General features: G+C 65.6%; 29 protein-coding genes. 13 read left to right on the top strand and 16 right to left on the bottom strand.

The window, feature by feature from the left end:
- Nucleotides 1–152: 152 nt before the first annotated feature.
- From rho to hemE, 4 genes are all read right to left on the bottom strand, one after another.
- Entirely contained in the window at nucleotides 153–1,580 is a 1,428-nt protein-coding gene (gene rho, locus Q8M13_RS12410) for a transcription termination factor Rho (RefSeq protein WP_305300260.1), read from the bottom strand.
- Nucleotides 1,581–1,831: 251 nt separating this feature from the next.
- A complete protein-coding gene (locus tag Q8M13_RS12405; RefSeq protein WP_305300259.1) occupies nucleotides 1,832–2,290 on the bottom strand; it encodes a CopD family protein in 459 nt (152 codons plus the stop codon).
- Entirely contained in the window at nucleotides 2,287–3,333 is a 1,047-nt protein-coding gene (hemH, locus tag Q8M13_RS12400; RefSeq protein WP_305300258.1) for a ferrochelatase, read from the bottom strand. Before hemH ends, Q8M13_RS12405 begins: the two co-directional genes overlap by 4 nt.
- On the bottom strand, nucleotides 3,330–4,361 hold the full coding sequence (hemE, locus tag Q8M13_RS12395; RefSeq protein WP_305300257.1) for a uroporphyrinogen decarboxylase: 1,032 nt from the start codon (nucleotides 4,359–4,361) through the stop codon (nucleotides 3,330–3,332). The genes hemH and hemE overlap by 4 nt, the downstream gene beginning before the upstream one ends.
- 519 nt (nucleotides 4,362–4,880) lie before the next feature.
- Between hemE and Q8M13_RS12390 the strand changes: the two genes are divergently transcribed.
- Genes Q8M13_RS12390 through dnaQ form a run of 5 tightly spaced genes read left to right on the top strand, consistent with a single transcriptional unit; the run spans nucleotide 4,881 to nucleotide 8,524 of the window.
- Entirely contained in the window at nucleotides 4,881–5,729 is an 849-nt protein-coding gene (locus tag Q8M13_RS12390; protein ID WP_305300256.1) for a pyruvate, water dikinase regulatory protein, read from the top strand.
- Entirely contained in the window at nucleotides 5,726–6,322 is a 597-nt protein-coding gene (locus tag Q8M13_RS12385; protein ID WP_305300255.1) for a nucleoside triphosphate pyrophosphatase, read from the top strand. Before Q8M13_RS12390 ends, Q8M13_RS12385 begins: the two co-directional genes overlap by 4 nt.
- Nucleotides 6,319–7,161, top strand: a complete 843-nt coding sequence (gene aroE, locus Q8M13_RS12380; protein WP_305300254.1) for a shikimate dehydrogenase — start codon at nucleotides 6,319–6,321, stop codon at nucleotides 7,159–7,161. Before Q8M13_RS12385 ends, aroE begins: the two co-directional genes overlap by 4 nt.
- A gap of 1 nt (nucleotide 7,162) precedes the next feature.
- Nucleotides 7,163–7,801, top strand: a complete 639-nt coding sequence (gene coaE / locus Q8M13_RS12375; protein ID WP_305300253.1) for a dephospho-CoA kinase — start codon at nucleotides 7,163–7,165, stop codon at nucleotides 7,799–7,801.
- A 15-nt stretch (nucleotides 7,802–7,816) separates the two neighbouring features.
- Nucleotides 7,817–8,524 (top strand): DNA polymerase III subunit epsilon, encoded by a 708-nt coding sequence (gene dnaQ / locus Q8M13_RS12370; protein WP_305300252.1) that lies wholly within the window; start codon nucleotides 7,817–7,819, stop codon nucleotides 8,522–8,524.
- A gap of 6 nt (nucleotides 8,525–8,530) precedes the next feature.
- Here dnaQ and Q8M13_RS12365 read toward each other — a convergent pair whose 3' ends face one another.
- From Q8M13_RS12365 to secB, 5 genes are all read right to left on the bottom strand, one after another.
- A complete protein-coding gene (locus Q8M13_RS12365) occupies nucleotides 8,531–9,472 on the bottom strand; it encodes a cation diffusion facilitator family transporter (protein ID WP_305300251.1) in 942 nt (313 codons plus the stop codon).
- Between the two features lie 115 nt (nucleotides 9,473–9,587).
- On the bottom strand, nucleotides 9,588–10,436 hold the full coding sequence (locus Q8M13_RS12360) for an aspartyl protease family protein (protein WP_305300250.1): 849 nt from the start codon (nucleotides 10,434–10,436) through the stop codon (nucleotides 9,588–9,590).
- A gap of 52 nt (nucleotides 10,437–10,488) precedes the next feature.
- Nucleotides 10,489–11,520 (bottom strand): mechanosensitive ion channel family protein, encoded by a 1,032-nt coding sequence (locus tag Q8M13_RS12355; RefSeq protein WP_305300249.1) that lies wholly within the window; start codon nucleotides 11,518–11,520, stop codon nucleotides 10,489–10,491.
- Between the two features lie 99 nt (nucleotides 11,521–11,619).
- Complete coding sequence (locus Q8M13_RS12350; RefSeq protein ID WP_305300248.1) at nucleotides 11,620–12,117, bottom strand: GNAT family N-acetyltransferase; 498 nt, start codon at nucleotides 12,115–12,117, stop codon at nucleotides 11,620–11,622.
- Nucleotides 12,118–12,203: 86 nt separating this feature from the next.
- A complete protein-coding gene (secB, locus tag Q8M13_RS12345) occupies nucleotides 12,204–12,701 on the bottom strand; it encodes a protein-export chaperone SecB (protein ID WP_305300247.1) in 498 nt (165 codons plus the stop codon).
- A 152-nt stretch (nucleotides 12,702–12,853) separates the two neighbouring features.
- Between secB and timA the strand changes: the two genes are divergently transcribed.
- The 4 genes from timA (at nucleotide 12,854) to Q8M13_RS12325 (ending at nucleotide 16,359) form a co-directional block, all read left to right on the top strand.
- Nucleotides 12,854–13,465 (top strand): TIM44-related membrane protein TimA, encoded by a 612-nt coding sequence (gene timA / locus Q8M13_RS12340; RefSeq protein ID WP_305300246.1) that lies wholly within the window; start codon nucleotides 12,854–12,856, stop codon nucleotides 13,463–13,465.
- Nucleotides 13,466–13,563: 98 nt separating this feature from the next.
- On the top strand, nucleotides 13,564–14,739 hold the full coding sequence (locus Q8M13_RS12335; protein ID WP_305300245.1) for an MltA domain-containing protein: 1,176 nt from the start codon (nucleotides 13,564–13,566) through the stop codon (nucleotides 14,737–14,739).
- A complete protein-coding gene (locus Q8M13_RS12330) occupies nucleotides 14,736–15,311 on the top strand; it encodes a Smr/MutS family protein (protein ID WP_305300244.1) in 576 nt (191 codons plus the stop codon). The genes Q8M13_RS12335 and Q8M13_RS12330 overlap by 4 nt, the downstream gene beginning before the upstream one ends.
- 79 nt (nucleotides 15,312–15,390) lie before the next feature.
- On the top strand, nucleotides 15,391–16,359 hold the full coding sequence (locus tag Q8M13_RS12325) for a Tim44 domain-containing protein (protein WP_305300243.1): 969 nt from the start codon (nucleotides 15,391–15,393) through the stop codon (nucleotides 16,357–16,359).
- Between the two features lie 90 nt (nucleotides 16,360–16,449).
- Here Q8M13_RS12325 and Q8M13_RS12320 read toward each other — a convergent pair whose 3' ends face one another.
- Nucleotides 16,450–16,866 carry a hypothetical protein gene (locus tag Q8M13_RS12320; RefSeq protein ID WP_305300242.1) on the bottom strand — a complete coding sequence of 139 codons (417 nt, stop codon included), beginning with the start codon at nucleotides 16,864–16,866 and terminating at the stop codon, nucleotides 16,450–16,452.
- 616 nt (nucleotides 16,867–17,482) lie between these two features.
- Here Q8M13_RS12320 and Q8M13_RS12315 point away from each other — a divergent pair.
- Both Q8M13_RS12315 and Q8M13_RS12310 read left to right on the top strand, forming a co-directional pair.
- Nucleotides 17,483–18,160, top strand: a complete 678-nt coding sequence (locus tag Q8M13_RS12315; protein WP_305300241.1) for a LysR family substrate-binding domain-containing protein — start codon at nucleotides 17,483–17,485, stop codon at nucleotides 18,158–18,160.
- A 204-nt stretch (nucleotides 18,161–18,364) separates the two neighbouring features.
- The gene (locus Q8M13_RS12310; RefSeq protein WP_305300240.1) at nucleotides 18,365–18,670 is read left to right on the top strand and encodes a polyhydroxyalkanoic acid system family protein; all 306 of its coding nucleotides are present in this window, start codon (nucleotides 18,365–18,367) and stop codon (nucleotides 18,668–18,670) included.
- Here the strand turns inward: Q8M13_RS12310 and Q8M13_RS12305 are convergent.
- The gene (locus tag Q8M13_RS12305) at nucleotides 18,651–19,535 is read right to left on the bottom strand and encodes a CPBP family intramembrane glutamic endopeptidase (protein ID WP_305300239.1); all 885 of its coding nucleotides are present in this window, start codon (nucleotides 19,533–19,535) and stop codon (nucleotides 18,651–18,653) included. The genes Q8M13_RS12310 and Q8M13_RS12305 overlap by 20 nt on opposite strands.
- Nucleotides 19,536–19,702: 167 nt before the next feature.
- Between Q8M13_RS12305 and Q8M13_RS12300 the strand changes: the two genes are divergently transcribed.
- Nucleotides 19,703–20,740 (top strand): sensor histidine kinase, encoded by a 1,038-nt coding sequence (locus Q8M13_RS12300; RefSeq protein ID WP_305300238.1) that lies wholly within the window; start codon nucleotides 19,703–19,705, stop codon nucleotides 20,738–20,740.
- Nucleotides 20,741–20,791: 51 nt separating this feature from the next.
- Nucleotides 20,792–21,037, top strand: coding sequence for a YdeI/OmpD-associated family protein (locus tag Q8M13_RS12295; protein ID WP_305300237.1), 246 nt, complete (start codon nucleotides 20,792–20,794; stop codon nucleotides 21,035–21,037).
- A gap of 1 nt (nucleotide 21,038) precedes the next feature.
- Here the strand turns inward: Q8M13_RS12295 and Q8M13_RS12290 are convergent, their stop codons facing one another.
- From Q8M13_RS12290 to hisB, 5 genes are all read right to left on the bottom strand, one after another.
- Nucleotides 21,039–21,368, bottom strand: coding sequence for a phosphoribosyl-ATP diphosphatase (locus Q8M13_RS12290; protein WP_305300236.1), 330 nt, complete (start codon nucleotides 21,366–21,368; stop codon nucleotides 21,039–21,041).
- On the bottom strand, nucleotides 21,365–22,153 hold the full coding sequence (hisF, locus tag Q8M13_RS12285; protein WP_305300235.1) for an imidazole glycerol phosphate synthase subunit HisF: 789 nt from the start codon (nucleotides 22,151–22,153) through the stop codon (nucleotides 21,365–21,367). The genes Q8M13_RS12290 and hisF overlap by 4 nt, the downstream gene beginning before the upstream one ends.
- Complete coding sequence (gene hisA, locus Q8M13_RS12280; protein WP_305300234.1) at nucleotides 22,153–22,875, bottom strand: 1-(5-phosphoribosyl)-5-[(5-phosphoribosylamino)methylideneamino]imidazole-4-carboxamide isomerase; 723 nt, start codon at nucleotides 22,873–22,875, stop codon at nucleotides 22,153–22,155. The genes hisF and hisA overlap by 1 nt, the downstream gene beginning before the upstream one ends.
- A complete protein-coding gene (gene hisH / locus Q8M13_RS12275) occupies nucleotides 22,872–23,504 on the bottom strand; it encodes an imidazole glycerol phosphate synthase subunit HisH (protein ID WP_305300233.1) in 633 nt (210 codons plus the stop codon). The genes hisA and hisH overlap by 4 nt, the downstream gene beginning before the upstream one ends.
- A gap of 69 nt (nucleotides 23,505–23,573) precedes the next feature.
- Nucleotides 23,574–24,164, bottom strand: a complete 591-nt coding sequence (gene hisB, locus Q8M13_RS12270) for an imidazoleglycerol-phosphate dehydratase HisB (RefSeq protein ID WP_305300232.1) — start codon at nucleotides 24,162–24,164, stop codon at nucleotides 23,574–23,576.
- Nucleotides 24,165–24,167 lie beyond the last annotated feature (3 nt).

Below are 24,167 nucleotides of genomic sequence, written 5' to 3'. Positions count from 1 at the left end.
GAACGCTGATCCCTCACCTAACCTCTCCCCAACGGGGAGAGGAGCTAGGCCGCGTTCCACGTGAAACGTATCTAAAATCAACACCTTGACCCAAAGCAAAGGGGCCCGCGTCGCCGCGAGCCCCCTTTTTGTGTCCGCTAAGGCTGGAGGCCCTAGGTATTCATCGACTGGAAGAAGTCGTCGTTGTTCTTGGACGACCGCAGCTTGTCGAGCAGGAACTCGATCGCGTCCTGGGCGCCCATCGGGGTGATGATGCGGCGCAGGATGAAGGACTTCTGCAGGTGTTCCTTCGGGGTGATGAGGTCTTCCTTCCGGGTGCCCGACTTGATGACGTCGACGGCGGGGTAGATCCGCTTGTCGGCGACCTTGCGGTCCAGAATGATTTCCGAGTTACCCGTACCCTTGAACTCTTCGAAGATGACTTCGTCCATCCGGCTGCCGGTGTCGATCAGGGCGGTGGCGATGATGGTGAGCGAGCCGCCCTCCTCGATGTTCCGCGCCGCACCGAAGAAGCGCTTCGGGCGCTGCAGGGCGTTGGCGTCGACACCGCCGGTCAGCACCTTGCCCGAGGACGGCACGACAGTGTTGTAGGCGCGGCCCAGACGGGTCACCGAGTCCAGCAGGATGACCACGTCGCGCTTGTGCTCGACCAGGCGCTTGGCCTTCTCGATGACCATCTCGGCGACCTGCACGTGGCGAGTGGCGGGCTCGTCGAAGGTGGAGGACACGACTTCACCGCGGACGGTGCGGCGCATGTCGGTCACTTCTTCGGGGCGTTCATCAATCAGCAGGACGATCAGATAGCACTCGGGGTGATTGGTCTCGATCGACTTGGCGATGTTCTGCAACATCACCGTCTTACCAACCCGCGGCGGGGCGGTGATCAGGCAACGTTGGCCCTTGCCGAGTGGAGCGACGATGTCGATGACCCGGCCGGTGCGGTCCTTCAGGGTCGGATCGTCGATTTCCATCTTCAGCCGCTCGTCCGGATAGAGCGGGGTCAGGTTGTCGAACAGGACCTTGTGGCGGACGTTCTCAGGGTTCTCGAAGTTGATCTGCTCGACGCTGACCAGGGCGAAATAGCGCTCGCCTTCGCGCGGGGCGCGGATGGCGCCGTCGACGGTGTCGCCGGTGCGCAGGCCGAACTTACGAATCTGCGAGGGGCTGACATAGATGTCATCGGGGCCGGACAGGTAGTTGGCTTCCGGGCTGCGAAGATAGCCGAAGCCGTCCTGGACCACTTCCAGGGTGCCGGAACCGGAGATGGCGATGCCTTCCTCGGCCAGAGCCTTGAGGATCGCGAACATCATATCCTGCTTGCGCATGGAGTTGGCGTTCTCGATCTCCAGCGTCTCGGCGAAGGAGAGCAGGTCGGCGGGCGACTTGTCCTTCAACTCCTGGAGCGACATCCGGGTCAGGCCCATGGCGGCGATGGCCGCGGCGACCTCGGAGGGTTCGTCGTCTTCGTCAGCCTCGGCGCCGGCGTCGAGCTGGGCGGTCTCCAGGACGACTTCCTGGGTTTCGGCGGCTTCGACGGCCGCATCTTCGGCGGGGACGTCGGTGGGGGTGTCTTCAGTCATGAAATTACTCTGAGATAGGCTCCGTCGGCCGAGCGGTTCTCGGGCGCGGAGAGAATCGTTGGAGGCGTTTTGAGACGCCGGATTTGTTTCGAGGGCCGGGCCGCAGCTGCTGGTTAAGCGCGCGGCGCACGGAAAAAGGCGGGGCGTATCTACGAAAATCGTCGACACGTAGGGAGACCGGAACCACATGCGCGGGCTCCGGTCAAGCGTGGCCGCTCCAGATCGTGCTGGGGCCTAGCCGACAGATAGGCTCAGTGCTGACCGAATTGAAGGGTCACGGCGAGCACCGCGATGATCGCGGCGATGAACGGCAGTTCGTTGGTGGCGCGCCAGAACTTCGCGGACTTCGGGCGCTGCCCGGCCAGGAACTTCTTGTACGAGCCGGCGAGAAAGCCGTGCCAGCCAGAGATGAACAGCACCGCCGCCAACTTCACGATCATCCACGGCTGCGCCAAGAAGCCCCAGCCCTCTTTCGCCGAATAGACGTGCCAGAACACCAGGCTCACCCCGAGGATCCACACGATGATCATCGACGGATTGATGATTATTTTCAGCAGCTTGCGTTCCCAGACCAGGAACTTCTCGTCAAATTCGCTGCCGGGAGGGGCCGTCTCGGTGTGGTAGGCGTAGAGGCGGGGCAGGTACATCATCCCCGACATCCAGGCGATCACCGCGATGATGTGCAGGCCTCTGAGCAGATCGTAGTTCACGCTGCGGCTCCCCTCGCCTCGTTTCGACAGGCGCATTTGCCATAGGTTTCAGGGCAACGCCACGCGCCGTGTGGGGCCACATCGCTATTGCGCGCCAGGGCTTGGGTGGTGGCCCGGGTCAAGGCGCGGATAAAGGCCGGGTCCGTGCTGGGGGTCGGGGCGCGAAGATAAGGCGCGCAACCCACCTGCCCAGCAAGCTCAGCATATTCGTGATCGAGCTCGACCAGGGTCTCAACATGTTCGGACACAAAGGCGATCGGGCTAATCAACACGCCCTTGCCCTCAGCGGCGGCGCGGCGGATCTCATCGTCCGTTGACGGACCGATCCACTTCAATCGCCCCACCCGGCTCTGATAGCAGACGTTCCAATCGGCGAGTTCAGGCAACCGCATGGCGACAGCCTGAGCGGTGGCCTGGATCTGGGCCTGGTAGGGATCACCGCCCTCGATCACCTTTTCAGGCAGGCCGTGGGCGGAAAACAGCAGCCGCACGTTGGCTGGGCTACCGGCGGCTTCCCAGGTCTCTCGGATCAGCTTGGCGTGAGCATCAGTCAGGCCGGGCTCGGTCGGATAGCAGCAGACCGTGCGGGTACGGCCAGGCCCCCGATAGGCCTGCGCCCAATCCTTCAAGGAAGAGGCCGTCGTGGTGGTCGAAAACTGCGGATAAAGCGGCAGCAGGACGATTTCGTCGGGTGCGAAGGCCGCAACCTCCTTGGCTGTCTCGGCCGCGAAGGGCTTCCAATAGCGCATCGCGACAAAGACCCGCGCTTCCTGGGATGGATTGGCCTCGTTGAGTGAGGCTTCCAAGGCGCGGGCCTGCTTCAACGTCTCGGGCAGCAACGGTGAGCCGCCACCCATGATCGCGTAGTTCGCCTTGGCCATCTCGGCGCGGCGCGAGGAGATGAACTTGGCCAGCGGGATCCGGGCGATCGCCGGCAGGGTGATGATCGCCGGATCCTTGAACAGGTTTTCGAGGAACGGACGCACCGCGTCGGGACCGTCAGGGCCGCCGAGGTTAAACAGAACGACGGCGAGCTTGCTCACTTGCCGGTCACCCGTCGGATGGTGCGCTCGATATGCTCGATCGGGGTGTCAGGCATGACGCCGTGGCCGAGATTGAAGATGTAGGGACCGCTGTTCCACTGCTCGATCAAGGCATCAACCCTGGCGTCCAGCGCCGGCCCGCCGGCGCGAAGCAACAGGTTGTCGAGGGCCCCCTGGATGGTCTTTCCACCAGCCTGGATCTTCTGACCGAGCGCCGCAGAGGCCTGGGTGTCCAAGGCCACCGCATTGACCGGCACCTTCGCAGCATAGTTCTCGACCAGGGCGCCGGCTCCGCGTGGGAAGCCGATGAACGGGGTGTCAACGCCAGCGGCCCGGACCTTCTCGATGATCGCGGCATGCGGCTTGATGACGATGCGCTCGAAGACATCCTCGGCCAGGCCTTCAGCCCAGCTCTCGAAAAGCTTCAGCACCTGGGCGCCGGACTTCGCCTGCATCACCAGATAGCGAGCGGTCGACTCCACCAGCACCTCGATCAAGCGATCGAGCTTTTCGGGGTTCTGATAGGCGTAGGTCCGGGCGCCGGAGCGATCCGACCCCCTGCCCTCGATCATATAGGTCGCCACGGTCCAGGGAGCGCCAGCAAAGCCGATCAGGGCGCGATCAGGTTCCAACTCCGCCCGGACCCGAGAAAGGGTCTCACCGATGGCCGACAGCCGCCCAGTCGAGGCTTCGATCTGGTCGGCCATTGATTCAATCGACGGCAGTTCCCCAAGCCGGGGACCCTCGCCGGCCTCGAACCAGACTTCCTGGCCGAGCGCACGCGGGATCAGCAGGATGTCGGCGAACACGATGGCTGCATCCAGCGGGAACCGCCGCATCGGCTGCATCGTGGCCTCGGCCGCCATCTCGGGATTGTGGCAGAACGCGATGAAGTCCGGCGCCCGGGTGCGAAGCTCACGGTACTCGGGGAGCGACCTCCCAGCCTGACGCATGAACCAGACCGGCGGCCTATCCAGGGTTTCACCGGCGAGCGCCCTCAAGAGGCGCGGTTTTGAACCTTCTGACATGAGCGCCGTTAAACCGGCTTAAGGCCCCAGGCTCAAGCCCATGGGCGCCGCCCGCCTGTCTTCTTCCTAATAAGAATTTAGATATTGGATGTTGAGGAAGAGGTAGGGCCGTGGACATACGGGGACAACTTTCGCTGGCCATACCGCCGCAACCCCTTATCAACAAGGCGATTGGTGGTTAACGCGCCCTCCGCGCACAACCCTGTGGATTGCGGGGACAACGACCCTAGCCCTGATGGCGTTTACGTTTCGTTAGTAGGTTAACGGGGAGTTAACTTTGACGAACAGGGGTCATTCGCGGCCCGGTCGCCAACACCCCTGTTCATAGTATCTTAACCATCGTTCCAGTGGACGAGCTGGCGGCAAACTCCCGACTTCCTCCCGCCCGTGCACAGGGCCCCGGCCACGGCGCCGGCTATTCCACAAAGCAGTCCTCCTTCGTTAAGAAGGTATCGACTCTTTCGTCCCCAGTTTTCCCGCCCAGATTCCGCATTTCGTCCTTGCAGCCCCAAGAGGCCCATGACCTCGACCCCTCGCGTCGCGACCTACTTCCACGTCCACCTGGTGTCGGACTCGACCGGCGAGACGCTGAACGCCATGGCGCGCGCCGTTTGCGCCCGGTTCGAGAACGTCCTGCCGATCGAACATATCTATGCGCTGGTGCGCTCGCCCCGGCAGCTCGAGCGGGCCTTGACCGATATCGAGGAAGCGCCCGGCGTGGTCATTCACACCATTGTCGACGATCAATTGCGGACCGCGCTGGAAGAAGGCGTACGGCGGCTGGATATGCCCTGCATCGCCGCGCTCGATCCCTTGGTCTCGTCGCTGCAGCGCTATCTTGGCGCCTCGATCAGCCGCCGGGTGGGCGTGCAGCACGCGCTGGACAACGACTATTTCAACCGAATGGACGCCCTGAACTACGCCATCGGCCACGACGACGGCCAAGGCGGGCAGGATCTGGAGCAGGCCGACGTGGTCCTGGTCGGGGTGTCGCGAACCTCGAAGACGCCGACCTGCATCTATCTGGCTCATCGCGGCGTGCGAGCGGCCAATGTGCCGCTGGTGCCGACGCGGCCGCCGCCGGAAAAGCTGTTCGAGCTGAAGAACACCTTGGTGGTTGGGCTGACGATTTCCCCAGACCGGCTGATCCAGATCCGGCGAAACCGGTTGCTCAGCCTCAAGGAAGACCGGGAATCCACCTATATCGACATCGAAGCGGTACGCGAGGAGACGGTGAAGGCTCGCCGGCTCTATGAGCGCCAAGGCTGGCCGGTGATCGACGTCACCCGCCGAAGTGTCGAAGAAACCGCCGCAGCGGTGATGAACTTGCTGCACGGCGGCCACGGACAGGTGGAGGTGCTGGGTTGAGCACGCAGATTATCCTGGCGTCCAAGAGCGCCGCACGGCGCGCCGTGCTGACCGGCGCGGGCGTACCTTTTGAAGTGTCGGTGGCCGGCGTCGACGAGGACGCGGTGAAAAACGCCATGCTGGCTGAAGGCGCGAGCCCCCGCGATGTCGCGGACGCCCTGGCCGAACTGAAAGCCATCAAGGTCTCGCGCTCCAAGCCGGGCTTCGTGATCGGATCCGACCAGACCCTAGAGTTCGAGGGCAAGCTCTACGACAAGGCCGAGACGGTGGACGGCGCAGCCGAGCGGTTGAGGACCATGCGGGGCAAGCCGCACAAGCTGCATTCGGCGGTGGTGGTGGCCAAGGACGGAGCGCCGATCTGGCGCGAGATTGTCTCGGCGACTCTGACCATGCGCGATTTCTCAGACGAGTTTCTCGCCAGTTATCTTGAGCTTGAGGGCGAAGAAGCTCTTGGGTCGGTGGGTTGCTACCGGCTCGAAGGCCCTGGGGCGCAGTTGTTCTCGAAGATCGAGGGCGACTACTTCGCTATCCTGGGCTTGCCCCTGATGGGTTTGCTAGACCTGTTCCGCCGCCACGGCGTGTTGGCGGCATGAGCATTTCCGGCGCGACCCGGGTGGCCGGCGTGGTCGGCCGGCCGATCAGCCATTCCATGAGCCCGATCTTGCACAACGCCTGGCTGGCGGCGGCGGGCATGGACGGGGTCTATGTGCCCTTTTCGGTCCAGCCGGGGCGGTTCACCGCCTTTGTCGATTCCCTGCGCGGAGGAACAGTGTCGGGGTTGAACGTCACCTTGCCTTTCAAGGGCGAGGCCTTGGCCTTGGCCGACGAGGCGACATTCAGAGCGCGGACGGCGGACGCCGCCAATGTGCTGGTGTTTCGCGAAGACGGCACGATCCTGGCCGACAACACCGACGGGCTGGGCATGCTTAGAGCCTTTGCCGAGCAGGCTCCGGGGTTTGATCCCAAGGCCGGCCCGGTGGTGATCCTCGGCGCGGGCGGCGGATCGCGCGGCGCCGCGGCGGCGTTTGTCGAGGCCGGGTGCCGTGATGTGCGGATCGTCAATCGGACGCTGACCAAGGCCCAGGATATCGCCGAACCCCTGGGGGCCGCCGCCTTTGCCCTGAATGAGGCCGCCAAGGCGTTCGATGGTGCAGTCGCCGTGGTGAACGCCACTTCCGCCGGCCTATCTGGATCGCCAGCCCTGGACCTGCCCCTGGAGGCGACGCCGCCAAGCGCAGTGATCATGGACATGGTCTACAAGCCGCTGAAGACCCCGCTCTTGGCGCAGGCCGAGGGGTTGGGCCGGCAAACGGTCGATGGCTTGGCCATGTTGATCGGCCAGGCAGTTCCTTCATTTGAAGCCTTCTATGGCCAAACGCCGCCGGAAAGCGTCGATGTACGCGCGCTGGCGCTCAAAGCTCTGGGACTCTGAAATGTTGATCATCGGACTGACCGGCTCCATCGGCATGGGCAAGTCGACGACCGCGGCGATGTTCCGCGATGCGGGCGTACCGGTTTACGACGCCGACGCCGCCGTGGCCGATCTCTATCAAGTGGGCGGGGCGGCCGTGGCCCCGTTGGAGGCGGCGTTTCCCGGCGTGACCAAGGAGGGCGCAGTCGACCGCGAGGCCCTGCGGACGCGGGTCCTGGGCGACGATGAGGCGATGGGGCGCCTGAACAAGATCGTTCACCCCCTGGTCGGCGCTGACCGGGTGCAGTTTTTCAAGGCCGCGGAAGAAGCCGGCGCCGACATGGTCGTTCTGGACATCCCTCTGATCTACGAGACCGGCGGTGATGCGAACATGGACGCGGTTGTGGTGGTCTCGGCCCCCGAAAGCCAGCAGCGCGAGCGGGTGCTGGCCCGGCCCGGCATGACGGCCGATCGCCTGGACGCCATTCTAGCGCGGCAGATGCATGACAGCGAAAAACGGGCGCGGGCCCATTTCGTAGTCGATACCGGTCGCGGTCTGGAGCCGGCGCGCGAGCAAGTGACGGAGATCATCGCCACCATGCGTGATCCACAGCGTAGGCCGCCGCGACGTCTCGCCTCCCTTGATGGCCAGGCCAAATAAGGCGATCTAGACCGTATGGCGCGTGAGATCGTTCTCGACACGGAAACCACGGGCTTCGAGCCGCAGATGGGCCACAAGCTGGTCGAACTCGCGTGCCTGGAGATCGAGGATTATCTGCCCACGGGGCGGAGTTTCCACGTCTATATCGATCCCGAGCGCGACATGCCGCCCGAAGCCGAAAAAGTCCACGGCCTGTCGGCGGCGTTCCTACGGGGCAAGCCCAAGTTTCGCGACAAGGAGATCCATCAGGATTTCCTCGACTTCGTGGGTGACGCGCCGATCATTGCTCACAACGCCACCTTCGACCGCACCTTCGTGAACTACGAGTTGCAGGGCCTTGGCCTCACGCCGCTGCACGAAGATCGCTGGATCGACACCCTGGCGATCGCCCGGAAGAAGTTTCCGGGGATGCACAACTCGCTCGATGCGCTGTGCAAGCGGTTCAAGATTTCGCTGAGCGACCGGGAAAAGCACGGCGCCTTGATCGACGCCCGGCTGCTGGCCGGGGTTTATCTGGAGCTGAAGGGCGGCCGCGCCCTGACGCTGGAATTGACCACTCACGCAATGGCCGCCCAGGCCGTCGCGGTCGCCAAGGCGGGATCCTATGGCGCCCGTCCTCGCCCCCTGCCCTTCCGCTCGACCGACGCCGAACGCGAGCTGCACGCCAGCTTCATCCGCAATGTCGTGAAGAGCGACGAGCTTTGGAAAAAGCACGGGCTCTGACGGTTCTCAGATCCAGCGCTTGTCGGCGGTGAAATCGACGGTCAGCCAATAGCCTGGGCTCGCGCCGCCCATGGCCGCGGCGATCTCGGCGCGGATCGCGTCCAATCGATCAAAGTTGGTCTCGGTGTCGCCGGAGGGCGCGACCAGGCCGATCTCGATGAATTGTTGGCGACCCGATTTCACGACATGGGAGTCATAGTCCACGAAGCCATGTCGCTCGGCGACCTCCTTAGCCAGTTGGCTGATCTTCTCGTCCAGGTCGCTCGGTGTGATCATCAGGATGTCGCGGCCGGCCTTCCAGATCGTCATCAGCGGGAACGGGAACAGGCACAGGGCGATGATCAGCAAGATCAGGGGGTCGGCATAGGGTGCCAAGCGCGCAGCTCCTGTCTGGGTGAGCAGACCGCCGACCATGAAGCTGAAACATAGGCCGGCGCTGAGCACCCCGCCCATGAGCCAGGATCGGGCGTCGACATCGAGCATCTGCGAGCCGAGATGACGGGCTGAACGGCGGATATAGGCGAAGAAGATGAAGTTGATGACGCTGCTGACGCCGGCATAGATCGCGCCGATGCCGAACTGAAGTTCCCGGCCGCCGACGATCAGGCCGTTGAGACCGTCGATGAAGGCGTAAATGCAGGCGAAGGCCAGGATCAGGCCGTTCAGCAGGGCGAGCATCGGCTCTAAATGCCAGTAGCCATACTGGAAGCGGTCATCGTCGCCCCGCGAGATCAGTCGCACGGTCAGCAGGGCGACACCGGTCATGGCCGCGTCGATGAGATCGTAGAACCCGTCGAACATCACCGACTTGGAGCTGATCCACAGCCCGAACCCGATGCTGGTCACAGCCAGGATGATGGTGACCGTCATCGAGGTCAGCAGCAGGCGCTGTTCTTTGGCCGAGGAGTGCAGCGTCACGTCCGACTTGCGCAGGATCGACCGGCGCATCCTTTGCTGACGGAGCCGGACAGGCGCTTGCAGTCCGGAGGCTTTCAACCTCGGCTAGATGAGCCCATCTGGCGCACGGCGCCTAGAGGGGACCGCCGGCCTGCTGCAGCGGGATCTAAGAACCGTGGCCGTAAGCCCAGCGGCGGTCGGCGAAATCGAACGACCAGCTATCGCCCACCATCAGATTGGCCCCGAGGGCGAGGTCCGGGAAATCCGGAACCAGGGCCTTGGACCGGGACATATCCACCGCCACCACGGCGACGTCATGGAAGTCACGGCCGCAGAACGAGAGCTTGCTGGCGACATAGAGGCTGACCGGCATGCCGATGGACGTGACGTCGGCGCCTGGCGGCAGCTTGCGAACGAAGCGGAACACCTCGGGGTGGGCGGCGATGAAGGCGGCGTCGCCGACGGTAGTGCTCGCCCCGGTGTCCCAGGCCGCCTTGACGTGTACTCCGGGAAGATCGACCGGGACGCGGATCATTCGGGTCGTGACTTCGAACGGCTCCTCGCAGGAACGGCTGGAGGCCGGCCAGCCGCGCCGCAATTCGTTGCGCCGGAAGTCGAAGGTGAACGCGCCCAATCTCTGGAAGTACTCCAGACCGATGATGCTGTGGTCGAACGGGCTGTCGGCGACGGCCGCGGGAACGTCCTGGAGCTTGAACTGGCCAAAGCTCAAGGCGCCAAGCCGAACCTCGCGGGTTGGAAGCGGCAGCCCATTGGCGCCCATCACCCCGCCGACGCCCTGGGCTGGATAGGCTTCGAACTCGGGCCGGGGCCGCAGGCCGACGCCGTAGGACCCAGTGTCGAGCTGGCAGAGTTCGAGCACCTGGTCGACCATGCAGTCGACGAAGAAGCGGTTGTCGTGGCGCGAAAAGGCCGCGACCTGCTGGGCCATGGCGCTGGCGGGTATCGACAGCAGGGCGGTGGCCAGGATCGCGGCGGCGCGGCGCGTGAAACTCATCGGCCAAGCCTGGGCTCGATTGATGGCACGAGTTTGTCGCCAGCCAAGGGCGTCAGGCTTGCTTCTCACGTCGGCGGGGCTCGGCGTCTCGGGCTCGGCTGTTGCGGACGGCGTCATCGAAAACTGCGGCGGCCGCGTCATTGGGAGCGCTCTCGAGGATCGGCTCCCGCGGAGTGGCCCGCCGCCGGTCAGCCATGTCGAGGACGTGAAGAGCGTGCTCGCCCTCCTGGCCGAAGAGACTGCGAAGCCGCAGGTCGAGCTGGGGCGAGGAACTGTTGATCCCCGCCGTTCGCAGGGCTTCATGCACCGCCCAGGTATAGGCTGCGCGCAGCGACGAAGGGTGGCGCGAGGATTCCAGGGTCGGCCAAACGATAAGCTCGAAGTCCAGGCCATCCCCGCTGAAGTTGGTCAGCCAGACTTGCGTCTTGCGGTCCGGGCGATCGGGGGCGGTGAACGGCAAGGCGTGAGCGGCGGCCATCACCACGTCGCGCACGACGGCCTTGTCGGCCTCCTCAGCGACCGAGAAAGCCACGTGGATCCGTCCAGATTGATCGTTGTAGGTCCAGTTGATCACCTGACTCTGCATGAACTTGGAGTTCGGAATGACCACGTTGAGGTCGTCGTTGGTTCGCATACGGGTCGCCCGTGGGCCGATCTCGACAACCTCGCCGCGCAGGCCGCTTTCCAGCTCGATGAAGTCACCGACCTGGATCGCGGGGTCGAAGATCAGCACCAAGCCTGAGACGAATTCCTTCACGACACCCTGCAGACCAAGGCCTGCCCCGACCCCGATGGCGCCCGCAAACACCGTGAAGGAGTTGAGATCGACGCCCAAGGTCGCGAGGCCGGCGACCAGCCCCGCCACCATCAGGGCGTAACCGACAACCTTTTCGAAGATATAGATCAGCGGCGACCCGGCCTTGGCGTGGCGACGCAGGCGTTCGAACCCCTTTTGCATGAGCTGGACCAGCAGGTAGGTCGCGCCGACGATGGCGATGGCGGCCACAACCCGCCCGCTGATGGCGATCAAGGCGCCGGACCCCAGCCAATCGCGGAGGGCCTCGAGGGGACTGGCTTTGCTCATGGGCGCCCTCCCGGGGGTCTCGCTCGATCCTTGGGAGCCTATGAATGCGCGGATGCAGCCAAGTTGCCCATTCGGGGAAACCCTAGGTCGCCCCGGCGGCTACGGGCGCTGAAGCGCCAGGTAGATGCTGTCGCACCAGGTCTCGCCGATCAGGAAGGTGCGTTCGGCCCGGCCGGTCTCGATGAAGCCTAGCCGGCGCAGGACCGCGAGGGACCCCGCGTTTCGGGGGTCGACATCGGCTATGAGCTGGGGGACCCGATAGTTGGCGAAGGCGCTGGCGATCACCGCCTCCAGAGCCTCGCGGGCGAGGCCGCGTCCCCAGTAGTCCGGATGCAGGATAAAGCCGATTTCAGGCAGTTGGTAGAAGCCGGCCTTGCCGATCACCACGCCCTGATGCTCGACGACGAAGTCGTGGCTGGTTTCCGGCGCGGCGCTGATCATGTCCCGCAGCCAGGCGTGGGTGGTCCCTAGGTCTTTGTGGGCCGGTGTTGACCAGAAGCGCATCGCTTCAGCATCGCTGAGGACAGCGTGCAGTGCGGCCAGATCGTCCTCCCGTGCGGGGCGGAGCCGAAGGCGCGAAGTTTGCAGCTCGGTCATTGAAGATCACCGAGTCTTTGAAAAGAAAGAGAAAAACATCGCCCTCCCCGCCCAGCCGCCGGCCGGACAGGGAGGATGAGGAAGGCTTAGGCGTTGCCGACCGTCTCGCCGCCCATGCCTTGGGCCTTGCGCGCAGCATAGACGCCGCCGAAGTCGATCGGGTCCAGCATGAAGGGCGGATAGCCGCCGTCAGCGGTGACGCCAGCGATGATTTGGCGAGCGAAGGGGAACATGAAGCGCGGGCATTCGACCAGCAGGACGGGCTCCAGCTCTTCCTGGCTGACGCCGGTGATCTGGAAGACGCCGCCGTAGAGCAGCTCGACGTGGAAGACCGGGCCGTCATCGCGCGTGGCGCGGGCCGAGAGCTTCAGGTCGACTTCGAAGAGGCCGTCTTCACGGCCGCGGGCGTTCATTTCGACGCCCATCTCGATTTGCGGCTGGGTGGTGTTCTGGGCGCGCAGGGTTTCCGGCGCACGGGGATTCTCGAAGGACAGGTCGCGGACGAACTGGGCCAGGATGCGGATGCCGGGTTCGGGCGCATCCGCTCCGTTGGTCTCGGGGCCGGCGGCGTCGGTATCGGTCATATTGAGGAAAATCCGGTTGATTGGACGCTCATTCACGTCCTGTTGTGGCGCGGGCTGCTAACATGTGGCCTAAGCCGTGGCAACGTCGCCCCCTGACGAGGGCGTGTCGCTGCCCTATATTGAATGTTCAACGTCCAGCGAGCCCCAAGAAGTTGCAAGTCCTAGAACTGATCATTTTCGCCGGCTTGGCCGGGGTCGTGCTTTACCAGCTCTACGCGGTGCTGGGTCGGCGCGTGGGACGGCAGCCCGAGGACACGCCCGCTGCTGACGCCGTTACTAGCGGTGCGCGCCAAGCGCCGGCGCTGGATCCGGCCGACGACGGCGTGGGCCTGACCGGCCTGCCGGCGATCAAGCATCATGACCCGTCCTTCGACCTGTCGCGGTTCCTCGGAGGCTCCAAGAGCGCCTACGAGATGGTGGTTCGCGCCTTCGCCGCCGGCGATCGCGAGACGCTGAAGAACCTGCTCGCCCCGCCGGTGATGGCCTCGTTCGAGTCCGTCCTGGCTGATCGCGAGGCGCGGGGCGTCACCGAAAGCGTGGAATTCCTGCATCCGCCGCGCGCCGACCTGGAGCGCGCGGACCTGCATGATGACGTCGCCCGGATCACTGTGCGCTTCCTGGCCGAGTTCCGCAGCCGCACCAAGGGCCCTGAAGGCGAGGCCGTCGACGACAAGCGCACCGCCGAGCTTTGGACCTTCGAGCGCAGCTTGAAGAGCCGTGACCCGAACTGGATTCTCGTCCACGTGGACGCCGCCGAAGCCTAGAAGGGCCGGCTCGCCGTTTTCCCGCCCCGAACGGGAGGCTAGAAAACACCTGAAATCCCGGCCATGCCGGGACCTCTGATTCAATCCCGGGGGCGATCTTGGTTTCTCGACGCATGACGCAGGGGCTTGGCGGCCATCTGGGCAAGCTGAAGCTCGTTCCGGCCCTGATGCTGACGCTGGCCCTCGCGGCCTGCGTGACGCCTAAGGCGGTGCCGCCGCCCACGCCTCGTCCCCAGCCGCCACGCCCGGCGCCGAGCCAGCCGAGCCCGACGCCGGCGCGTCCAGAGACCTTCGCCGAATTGCCGGGCTGGGCGCAGGACGATCATGCGGCCGGTTACGAGGCCTTCCGCACCACCTGCGGAGTCTCCCGCGATCCGGCCATGGGTGAGATCTGCCGCCGGGCCCGGGCCATTGGGCCCCTGGATGGCCCCCGCGCCCGAGCGTTTTTCGAAGAAAGCTTCCGGCCTGAACTGCTGGTCGGCGAGGGCGTGCTCACCGCCTACTTCTCTCCGGAGTATGAAGCTCGCGACCGACCCAGCACTGAATTTTCAGCTCCAGTGCGGGGCAAGCCCGCCGACCTGGTGGGATCGGGCATACCTGGCAAGGACGCGCTGCGCCGCACACCGGACGGCAAGACGGGTCCCTATCCCGACCGCGCGGCTATCGAGTCCACGTCGCCGGGCCAAGCCCTGGCCTGGATGCGGCCTGAGGACTTGTTCTTCTTGCAGATCCAGGGATCGGGGGTCCTGACCTATCCGAACGGGCGCCGCACCAAGGCGGTGTTCGCCGCGACCAATGGCCGGACCTTTGTCGGCATCGCCAATCCGATGCGTGATCGCGGGCTGCTGCCGGCCAACAATACGTCGGGCGACGCCATTCGCGGATGGCTGGCTGACAATCGCGGCCCCCGCGCCGACGAGGTGATGCGGCTCAATCCCCGCTACGTGTTCTTCACCCTGGCGCCGGACGACGGCCGGCAACCGGTTGGCGCGGCGGGTATTCCCCTGCCCCCGGGCCGGGCCATCGCGATCGACACTGGCCGCAACAGTCTAGGCGAGGTTTTCTTCATCGATGGCGTCGCCCCTACCCTTTCGGGCGCATTCCCGACCTATCGCCGGACGGTGATGGCCCTGGACATGGGCGGGGCGATCAAGGGGCCGGTGCGCGCCGACCTCTATATGGGCCATGGTCCTAGCGCCGGCGCTGAGGCTGGACGGGTGCGTCATACCCTGCGGATGCACCGCCTGGTCCCGAAGGTCGGCCCGAACCGGTGAAGCGGCCCATCCGGCCTGAGGAGCAGAAGCTCTGGTCGATGGTCGCAGCCACCGTCCACCGCAAGCCGGGCCGCAAGGCGCCGCCGCCTGAACCCGTGATCACCCCAGCGCCGGCCGCCAAGCTTCAGGCCAAGACCCCCGGCCCGCCGCCGGTTCCGGTCTGGGACGGCGCGCCCTTTACGGTCGGAGAGCTGGTCAAAGGCCCGCCACGCGCCGGCTCTCCCCTGCTCCGCAACAGCGGCGAGCGAGACATTGAGCCGCGCCGGAAGCATCGGATCGCCAAGGAGCGCGATCCGATCGGCGCCCGCATCGACCTGCACGGCCTGGACCAGGAACGCGCCCAGGCCGCGCTCGAGGCCTTTGTGCTGCGGGCATGGGATGACGGCTATCGAGCGGTTCTAGTGATCACCGGCAAGGGTGCTCGCGGTGGCGGGGTGCTGCGCAAGCGGGCTCCGGAGTGGCTGGCCTCCCCGGCCCTGCGCGGCGTCGTCGCCGGGGTTTCGGAGGCGCACCAAAGGCACGGCGGCGAGGGCGCGCTCTATGTGGCGCTGAAGTTAAAGCCGCACAGCTAAGGTCAAATTATCGTTTGGCCCTGGCAAGTTAGGCTCCGGCACCCGACATAGGGCGCAAACAACCAAAAGGAAACGTGTCTTGAAGTTGCCTAAAGTCGCCGCCGTCCTTGGCCTATCGCTCGTGATGGGCCTATCGCTCGCGTCCGAAGCGGACGCCCGTCGCGGTGGAAGCTTCGGCAGCCGGGGCGCACGCACCTATAGCGCGCCGCCGCCCACCAAGACCGCTCCCACCCAGACCGCTCCGGTCGAACGTTCGATGACCTCGCCCCAGGCCGCTCAGCCTGGCGCGGCCAATGCGGCGCGTCCGCAAACGGCCAATCCGATGAACGCTCCCAAGCGCGGCGGCATCCTCGGCAACCGGCTCTTCCAGGGCCTGATGGTCGGCGGTCTGATCGGCATGCTGCTGGGTCATGGCTTCGGCGCGGGCCTGGCCGGCGCCCTAGGCGGCATCCTGCAGATCGCCCTGCTGGCTCTCGCCGGCATGCTGATCTTCAAGTTCTTCGCTAATCGCCGTCGTCCGGCGACCGCGGCGGCGGCTGGCCCGATGGCCGCGGCCGGCAACACCAGCTTCCGCTCGCCCTTCGACGTCCAGCAACCTGCCTCTGGGGGCTATGCGCCCGCCGCTGCGCCCTATGCCGGCGAAGATTTCGGCGTGCAGACCGCCGACCGTGAGGTCTTCGAGCGCATGCTGCGCGAAGTCCAGGAAGCGTTCGGTCGCGAGGACTATGCCGCGATCCGCGAGCGCAGCACCCCTGAGATCATGAGCTATCTGGCGGAGGAACTCAGCCAGAACGCCACGCGCGGGGTGCGCAACCAGGTCAGCGACGTTCAGATGCTGGAAGGTGATGTGGCCGAGGCTTGGCGCGAAGGCGACGTCGAGTACGCGACCGCCGCCCTGCGTTATTCCAGCCGCGACTGGATGGTCGACCGCGAAAGCGGCGCTGTCGTCGAGGGCGATCCGAACGCCGTCACCGAGACGACCGAGCTCTGGACCTTCGTCCGCAATCCCGGCCAAGCCTGGAAGTTGTCGGCGATCCAAGAGGCTTGAGGCGAACCCTCGCCTCGTGATGGCCGGGCTTTGTCCCGGCCATCTACTATTCGCGCTCGGTCGGGGATGACGAGCGCTTGCGCAGGGCGGTCATCGCCAAATCTGCGCGGCCTTGGCGATTTCAGGCTGGCTGACGCGAGCGCTCAGTTGCTCGCCCTCGATCATGCAGGCGGCGGTGGCCCGACCGGCGGTTGTTCCGGTGATCACACAGACCGCGTCACGTGCGAACGCCGCCGCCATCAGACGCTGCTTGGCGTCGTCGGCGCTTGAGGTGCGCACTACGCGCGGGTCCAGAACCTGAAGCTCCACCCAGGTACTGGGTGACGGCTCAAGGGCGACGCACAGTCGCCCTCCGTCGATGACGTAGAGCACCGGCCCCCTGATCTGCGCGCCCACAGCCGGCGCCTCACCGCGGCATACGGACGTCGTGGCTTGAGCTTCGGTCGCCACCAGGGCGACGCCGAGCATAAGGCCAAGAGCGATCAGGATGCGCTTTGAGCGGGACACGTGGAGCCTTTCTGGTCCTCATCCGTAAAGCGCTGGGGGCCGCTCTTTGTTCCTTGATCTTGATGCTGGCCTTATGCGCCGCGCCGTCTTCCGTATCGAACTCTTACGCGCCGCTCGCCATGCTGGCGGGGATGGCCAAGCCAAGCGCTGGCCAGCGTTTCCTCGATAGAGGCGATCATGTCGCAAGAGACTTTCCACTCCAGCATCAGCCTGTCCCAATTGCTTGCCGAGGCCGGCGTACGCCCGGTCAGCAATATCCGCGTCACTGGCCCCGGCAGCCTGTCGGCGCTGCTATGGCTCTGCCGGCGTGGCTATGAGCGGGTCGGCTGCTTGCAGGCGGGTCGCCGGTCGCCCGCTGACGACGCCGAGGCGCTGCTTGTGGCGCATACCGCAACCAGCGCCTGGTTGGCTGATCTGCTGGACCGCGGGCCGCATGTTCGCGAGGGCGGGGTGATGATCGTCCAACTGCCCATGCGCCAGCCGCCAATGACGGGGTGGTGGAGGCGGTGTTCCGCGCTCACGGCTTCAATGTGGTTCGCCGTTTGTCCGGGGCGCATCGCAGCGTACTCGTCGCGCGACGAGCGGCCGCTGGCGACCTGCGCGAGGCGGCCTGATCATGGACCTTTCGTACCGCACTTATACGAGCCCGATCTCGGCCTGGCGCACGCCGCGCCGGCACGAACGCCTGACGCTTGGCGTCGCCTGCTCGCTGAACTGGGGCCCGCTGCGCGATCTGATCGGCCGGTACCGTCGACGGCGTCCCGAGGTCGATCTGGTGATCGAGGATCTCGACGAAACCTCGATGGCCGATCGCATTCCTGGCCGGCGCGTGGATATCGCTGTGGCGTTGCACGACGCCGGCGCGCCGGGCTGGCGCTCGACGCCGCTGTGGAGCGAGCCTTTGATGGCCTTCATGGCCGAAGGTCATCCGCTGGCGGCCTGCAACAGCGTCCCATCGGCGGCGCTGCGAGAGACCCCGATCCTGATGGCCGGGAATGGGGCCGGTGACAGGGCGCTGCAACGCGCGATCATCGGGGCGCTCGGCGGCCCGCCGAACTTTCTTCACTACGCAGTGCAGCGGGACAATCTGATCGATCTGACCGCGCTGGGATTCGGGGTGACGATCGCTGGGGGCTCGGCTCTGGGCGCCTTCTATCCGGGGGTCTGCGCCCGCCCCCTGGAGAGCGAGAGCGCCTGGCTGTCCTACTGCGCATATTGGTCCGCAGAGAACGAGCGGCCGGCGCTGAGGCGGTTCCTGGACGCCGCCCGGGGCGTGGAGATCATTGGTGCATGAGCGCCAAGCGCCCGGTTGGCGGCGCGAGGCCCGCGCGACCTTTGGGGTAATCTCGGGATCGCGGCGATGGTGCTGATCCTGCTGGGGGCGGTGGCGATCGCTAGGCAGGCCGAGAGCCAGGATCTGCCGGCCGCGACCACCGCGCGCGATGGGAGCGCTTAGGCTCGCTGGCCGTTATGCCTGGGCAATTCGGAGGACGTCCCCATGAGCAAGCCGGTTACAGTCAGTATTCCGCACGAACTCGGCCGGGCGGAGGCGCGCAAGCGGATCGAGGACGGGATCAGTCGCATGGGCCATCAGTTCGATGGGGTGAAGCTGACCAAGGCGTGGGACGGCGACCGCTTGAGCTTCTCGGCCAAGGTCGTGGGCCAGGCCGTAGCTGGCCGCCTGGACGTCATGGAGGAAGCCGTTCGCATGGAGGTCGATCTGCCGCCGTTCTTCGCCATGATCGCCGACAAGGTGAAGGGCCGGCTCAAGAAGGAAGGCCAGCTTATGTTGGAGAAGAAATAGATCCTATCAGTCGCGGCATGCGACGGGTGATCTCCACAGCCCAGATCATGTAGAGGGCCAGCCCCACCTCGCCCAGGATGTCATCGACGTCTCCGGCCACGCCGGGGTCCTCCGGCAGCATCGGTCCCTGGATCAGGGCGAGCATCAGGTTGGTGGCGACGTGCGCGCCGATCGCGAATTCCAGCCCGCCAAGCCGTAGCGCCGCCCAGGCGAACGCGGCTCCCGCCAGGGCCCGGGCGGCCAGGGCGGTCGGATCGAACTCCAAGTGAAAGAGGGCGAAGACGACGGCGTTGACGGCGATGATCACCCAGGTGCGCTTTGTCAGGGCCGCGGTCTGCTGAAGCAGGTAGCCGCGAAACACGACCTCTTCGGCAGTGGCCGCCACGAATAGGCCGACCAGTACGGCGGCGACATAGGCGAGCTTGAGGCCCATGGAGTAGGTCGGGTCGAAGATCGGATATTCGAACTGGCCGTCGAGGATCACCACGTCGACGGTCATGACAACCCCGACGCCGATCATGGTCAGGGCTGCGCCCCACAACACCAGATTCCAGCGGAACTCAGGCGCGGCGGTCAGCCAGCTCTTCAGCGGGCGGGCGAAGACATAGTGCGCGGCCAGCATAATCCCGAAGGCCAGCCCGCCCAGGCCCGCCCCGAGCTGAAGCACGTAGATCGCCGAGCGTTGAAGCTTTGGATCAGCCGTCACCGCGAAGATGTCGCCATTGGTCGACAGCGCAATGGTCACGGCGATGACGATGCTAAGCACGAAGAACACGATCGGGGCCGCCAGCGCCATGGCGGCGATGCGCCCCCAGCGGCGGTCGCGCTCGGTAATGGCCTGCAGAAAGGGAAATTCAGCGATCACGGCGAAACGATCTGTGGGCCAGGGAGCGGAGCCAGGGCGGCCTTGGCATTTAGCCGTATCCGGTCGACGGACGCAGGAAATCCTCGCCGAAGACCTGCAAATATGTCGCGCCGACAACCCATTAAGGCTGTCGCGACCCGAAATTCCCGTATAGGGCGATTTCATCCTTGACCCGCGCGCGACGTCGGCCCGTTGTTGGGGCGATGCAAGGGCTGGGCGACCTCAATTTACGGGCGCGGTTGGCGCCGGAAGTCCCCACTTGGGTGACCGAGTGGGTGTGCGCTGGCGTCTGCGTCGCCTTGGCGGGCCTGCTGCGTCTGGCCGTCGATCTGCTGATCCCTGCCCCGGCGCCGTTCGTCTTCCTGTTCCCGGCGGTGCTACTCGCCACCCTGGCGGCCGGCTGGCGGTCTGGGGTGATCGCCCTCTCGCTGCTCTTGGTGGGCGTCTGGTACATGGTGCTGTCGCCTGCGCGTTTGGCGCCGTTGGACGCCTCGGAAAGCGCGTCGCTTGTGCTCAACGGGCTCAGCGGCCTGATGGTGGTGGCGGTGGCTCAGGGTTTCCGCACCGCCTATGGCGCGGCCGGGGCCGAGCGCGCCGCCAAGCTGGAAATTCGCGACCTGCTGCTGCGGGAATTGAACCATCGGGTGAAGAACAATTTCCAGATGGTCGCCAGCCTGCTGGACATGCAACGCCGGCGCGCGACTGACCCGGGCTCGCAACAGGCCTTGGCGGACGCCCTGCGGCGGGTGCACTCGATGGCGCAGGCCCACGCCTATCTCTACTCGCCGAGCGACGCCTCCGATCAGATCGACCTCGGAGCCTATCTCGGGGACCTATGCGAGAACCTGTCCGACAGCCTGCTGCTGAGCGGGCAGGTGCGGCTCGATTGCTGGCTGACCCCCTGCATGGTGTCGCGCGATCGGGCGGTTGCGGTGGGGCTGGTAGTCAACGAGCTGGTCACCAACGCCGCCAAGCATGCTTTCCCAAGCGAACGGAACGGCACGATCCTGGTCAAGCTGAAGCAGATCGAGATCGGCTGCGAACTGACGATCGCCGACGACGGCGTGGGCTTGCCGCCCCCGGGCGAGATCAAGACCAGCGGTTTGGGCCGCAAGTTGGTGGAAAGCTTCGCCCGCCAGTCTGGCGGCATACTGACCATTGGCGGCCCGCCAGGCGCCTCGCACGTGCTGGTGCTTCCCCACTAGAACCTTTGCGTGGGTTCTTCGTTGGTAGGTCAGACAGTGGAGCTTTCCTCGATGACCCTGACCCGCGCGGTCACGCCGATGCCAGATTTCGTGAAGGTCGCCCTCAACGAGCGAAGCTTGAACGCCGCCTATGAAGCCCGCCCCCCGTTTCAGCGCAACGACTACCTGACCTGGATCCTCCGTGCCCGGAAGGAAGACACGCGGCGCAAGCGCCTGGCCCAGATGCTGGACGAGCTGGAAGACGGCGACGTCTATATGAAGATGACCTGGAAGCCGTCGGCGGCGGACGCTCGATAGCTTAGGCGGAGGGCCGCGAGGCTTTCTCCGCGAGGCCGGAGGTTCCCTCGCGAGCTTCGAGCTTGGCGGCGACGTTGTCGAGGCTGACGCCGGCGCGGGTCAGCAGGACCAGCCAGTGATAGATCAGGTCGGCGCTCTCCGCGGCCAGGCCGTCCTGGTCCCCCTGGGCGGCGGCGATCACCGCTTCGACGGCTTCCTCGCCGAACTTCTTGGCGGCGCGCTCGACCCCCTCGGACAGAAGCTTGGCGGTGTAGGAGCTGGACGGATCGGCGCCCTTGCGGGCCTCAATGGTGGCGGCCAGGCGCTCGAGCGTCTCGGTAAAGCGGGTCATGCGAGTTCCCGGACCGGAATACCGGCCTGCGCCATAGCCCGCTTGGCTTCGGCTACGGAGACCTCGCCGAAGTGGAAGATCGAGGCGGCCAGGACAGCGTCGGCGCCGCCCTTGGTCACGGCTTCGACCATGTGCTGGGCGTTGCCGGCGCCCCCGGAAGCGATGACGGGCACGTTCACCGCGCTGGTCACGGCCTTGAGCAGCTCGAGATCGTAGCCGTTCTTGGCCCCGTCGCGGTCCATTGAGGTCAGCAGGATTTCGCCCGCCCCGCGCTTCACGGCGTTGACGGCGTATTCCACGACATCAAGGCCGGTGTCGGTGCGGCCGCCATATGTGAAGACCCGCCAGCCGTCGTTGCGGCCGGCCCCGCCCGCGACGGTCGCGCCGTGCTTGGCGTCGATGGCCACGACCACGGCCTGGGAGCCGAACGCGTCGGCGCAGGCGCTGATCAGGTCGGGGTTCTCGACGGCGGCGGTATTGACCGAAATCTTGTCGGCGCCGGCCAGCAGCAGCCGTCGGGCGTCTTCGACCTGGCGGATGCCGCCGCCGACGCTGAGCGGCATGAAGCAGACGTCGGCTGTGCGGGCGATGACGTCGAGGATCGCCCCGCGCCGCTCGTGGCTGGCGGTGATGTCCAGGAACATCAGCTCGTCGGCGCCGGCGGCGTCATAGGCGGTGGCTTGCTCGACCGGATCGCCGGCGTCGCGCAGCGAGACGAAATTGACGCCCTTCACCACGCGGCCGTCCTTGACGTCCAGGCAGGGAATGACGCGAACCCGCAGCATCAGGCGGCGACCTTCAGGGCTTCTTCCGGCGAGATCGCGCCGTTGTAGAGCGCGCGGCCGAGCACGGCCCCGGCGATCGGCACGCCCTTGCGCGCCTTCAGCTTGACGATGTCGTCGACGGTGGCCAGGCCGCCGGCGGCGATCACCGGAATGGCAACGGCGTCGGCGATGGCGCCGAAAGCATCGACATTGAAGCCCATGACGGTGCCGTCGCGATCGATGTCGGTGATGATGAGGGCGCCGACCCCGGCGTCTTCGAAACGCTTGGCCACGGTGACGGCGTCGAGGTCGGAACTTTCGGTCCAGCCTTGGGTCGCGACCTTGCCGGCGCGGACGTCAACGGAGACGGCGATCTGCTCGGGCCACAGCTTGGCGGCCTGCTTGACGATCTCGGGCTCGGTCACCGCGACGGTGCCGAGGATCACGCGGCTGACGCCGGCCTCGATCCAGCGCTCGATGTCCTTCAGGCTGCGGATGCCGCCGCCCAGTTGGACGGGGATCGACACAGCCTGGAGAATGGCCTCGACGGCCTGCTCATTGATGGCCTTGCCCTGGACGGCGCCGTTCAGGTCGACCACGTGCACCCAGTGGAAGCCGGACTCCACGAAGCTGGCGGCCTGGGCGGCGGGCGAGGTGTTGAACACCGTTGCGGTGCTGAGATCGCCATGCAGGACGCGCACGCATTGGCCGTCCTTGAGATCGATGGCCGGGTAAAGGATCACGGTCGCCACTCCAGAAACCGCGCCAGGAGGGCAAGCCCGGCGCTCTGCGACTTTTCAGGGTGAAATTGTACGCCCGCTACATTGCCCTTGGCGACCGCGGCGGGGAACTTTCCGCCATGGTCGACATAGGCCGCCACATCGCTTTCGTCCGTCGGGTAGAAGGCGAAGGAGTGGGTGAAGTACATGGGAGCCTCGCCGATCTCGCTGACCAGCGGCGGACCGCTGAGCGAGATCAGGTTGTTCCAACCCATATGCGGGATCTTGGCGGCCGGGTCGGCGGGTTCGACGCGACGGACGTCGCCCTCGATCCAGCCGAGGCCGGGGGTCTCGCCGAACTCCAGGCCGCGGGAGGCCAGGAGCTGCATGCCGACGCAGACGCCGAGGAACGGGCGACCCTTGGCCTGCACCGCCTGCGTCATGCCTTCGATCAAGCCAGGACGTTCGCCCAGCGCCTTCATGCAGGCCGCGAAGGCCCCCACGCCAGGCAGCATGACGCGATCGGCGGCGGCCACGACCTCAGGATCGCTGGTGACGACGATGTTTGCGCGGCCATCGGCGGCGCGGACGAGGGCCTTTTCGGCCGAGCGAAGGTTGCCCGACCCGTAGTCGATCAGGGCGACGCTCTGCATGGACTTCAAACCCTCTTCATTGTCGCGCGCTCGGACGCAAAACCGGTGGCCACTTTTGCTGAGCGCGCTTTACAGCACGCCCTTGGTCGACGGAGCGTGACCGTGGGTCTTGGGGTCGAGTTCAATGGCGGTGCGCAGGGCGCGGGCAAGCGCCTTGAAGCCGCTTTCGGCGATGTGGTGGCTATTGTCGCCGTAGAGGGTTTCCAAGTGTACGCAGGCGCCCAGGTTCATGGCGAAGGCGTGGTGGAATTCCTTGAACAGCTCGGTATCGAAATCGCCGATCTTCGGGGTCTTGAAGGCGACGTTCCAGATCAAATAGGGGCGATTGGAGAGGTCGATGGCGCAGCGCGCCAGCGTTTCGTCCATCGGAATATAGGCGTGGCCGAAGCGGCGGATGCCCTTGAAGCCGTCCAGCGCCTTGTGGATCGCCTGACCGATGACAATGCCGGTGTCTTCCACGGTGTGGTGGAAGTCGATGTGCAGGTCGCCCTTGGTGCGGACCTTCAGGTCGATGCCGCCGTGGCGTGCGAAGGCGTCCAGCATATGATCGAAGAAGCCGATGCCGGTCTCGACATCGGACACGCCAGAGCCGTCCAGATCCACGCTGACCGTGATCTGGGTCTCTTTAGTGTTGCGGCTGACTTCCGCCGTTCGCGACATTTC

This window comes from Phenylobacterium sp. (assembly GCF_030681155.1).
Classification (GTDB): Bacteria; Pseudomonadota; Alphaproteobacteria; order Caulobacterales; family Caulobacteraceae; genus Phenylobacterium.
This window is presented reverse-complemented; position numbering and strand designations above follow the sequence as displayed.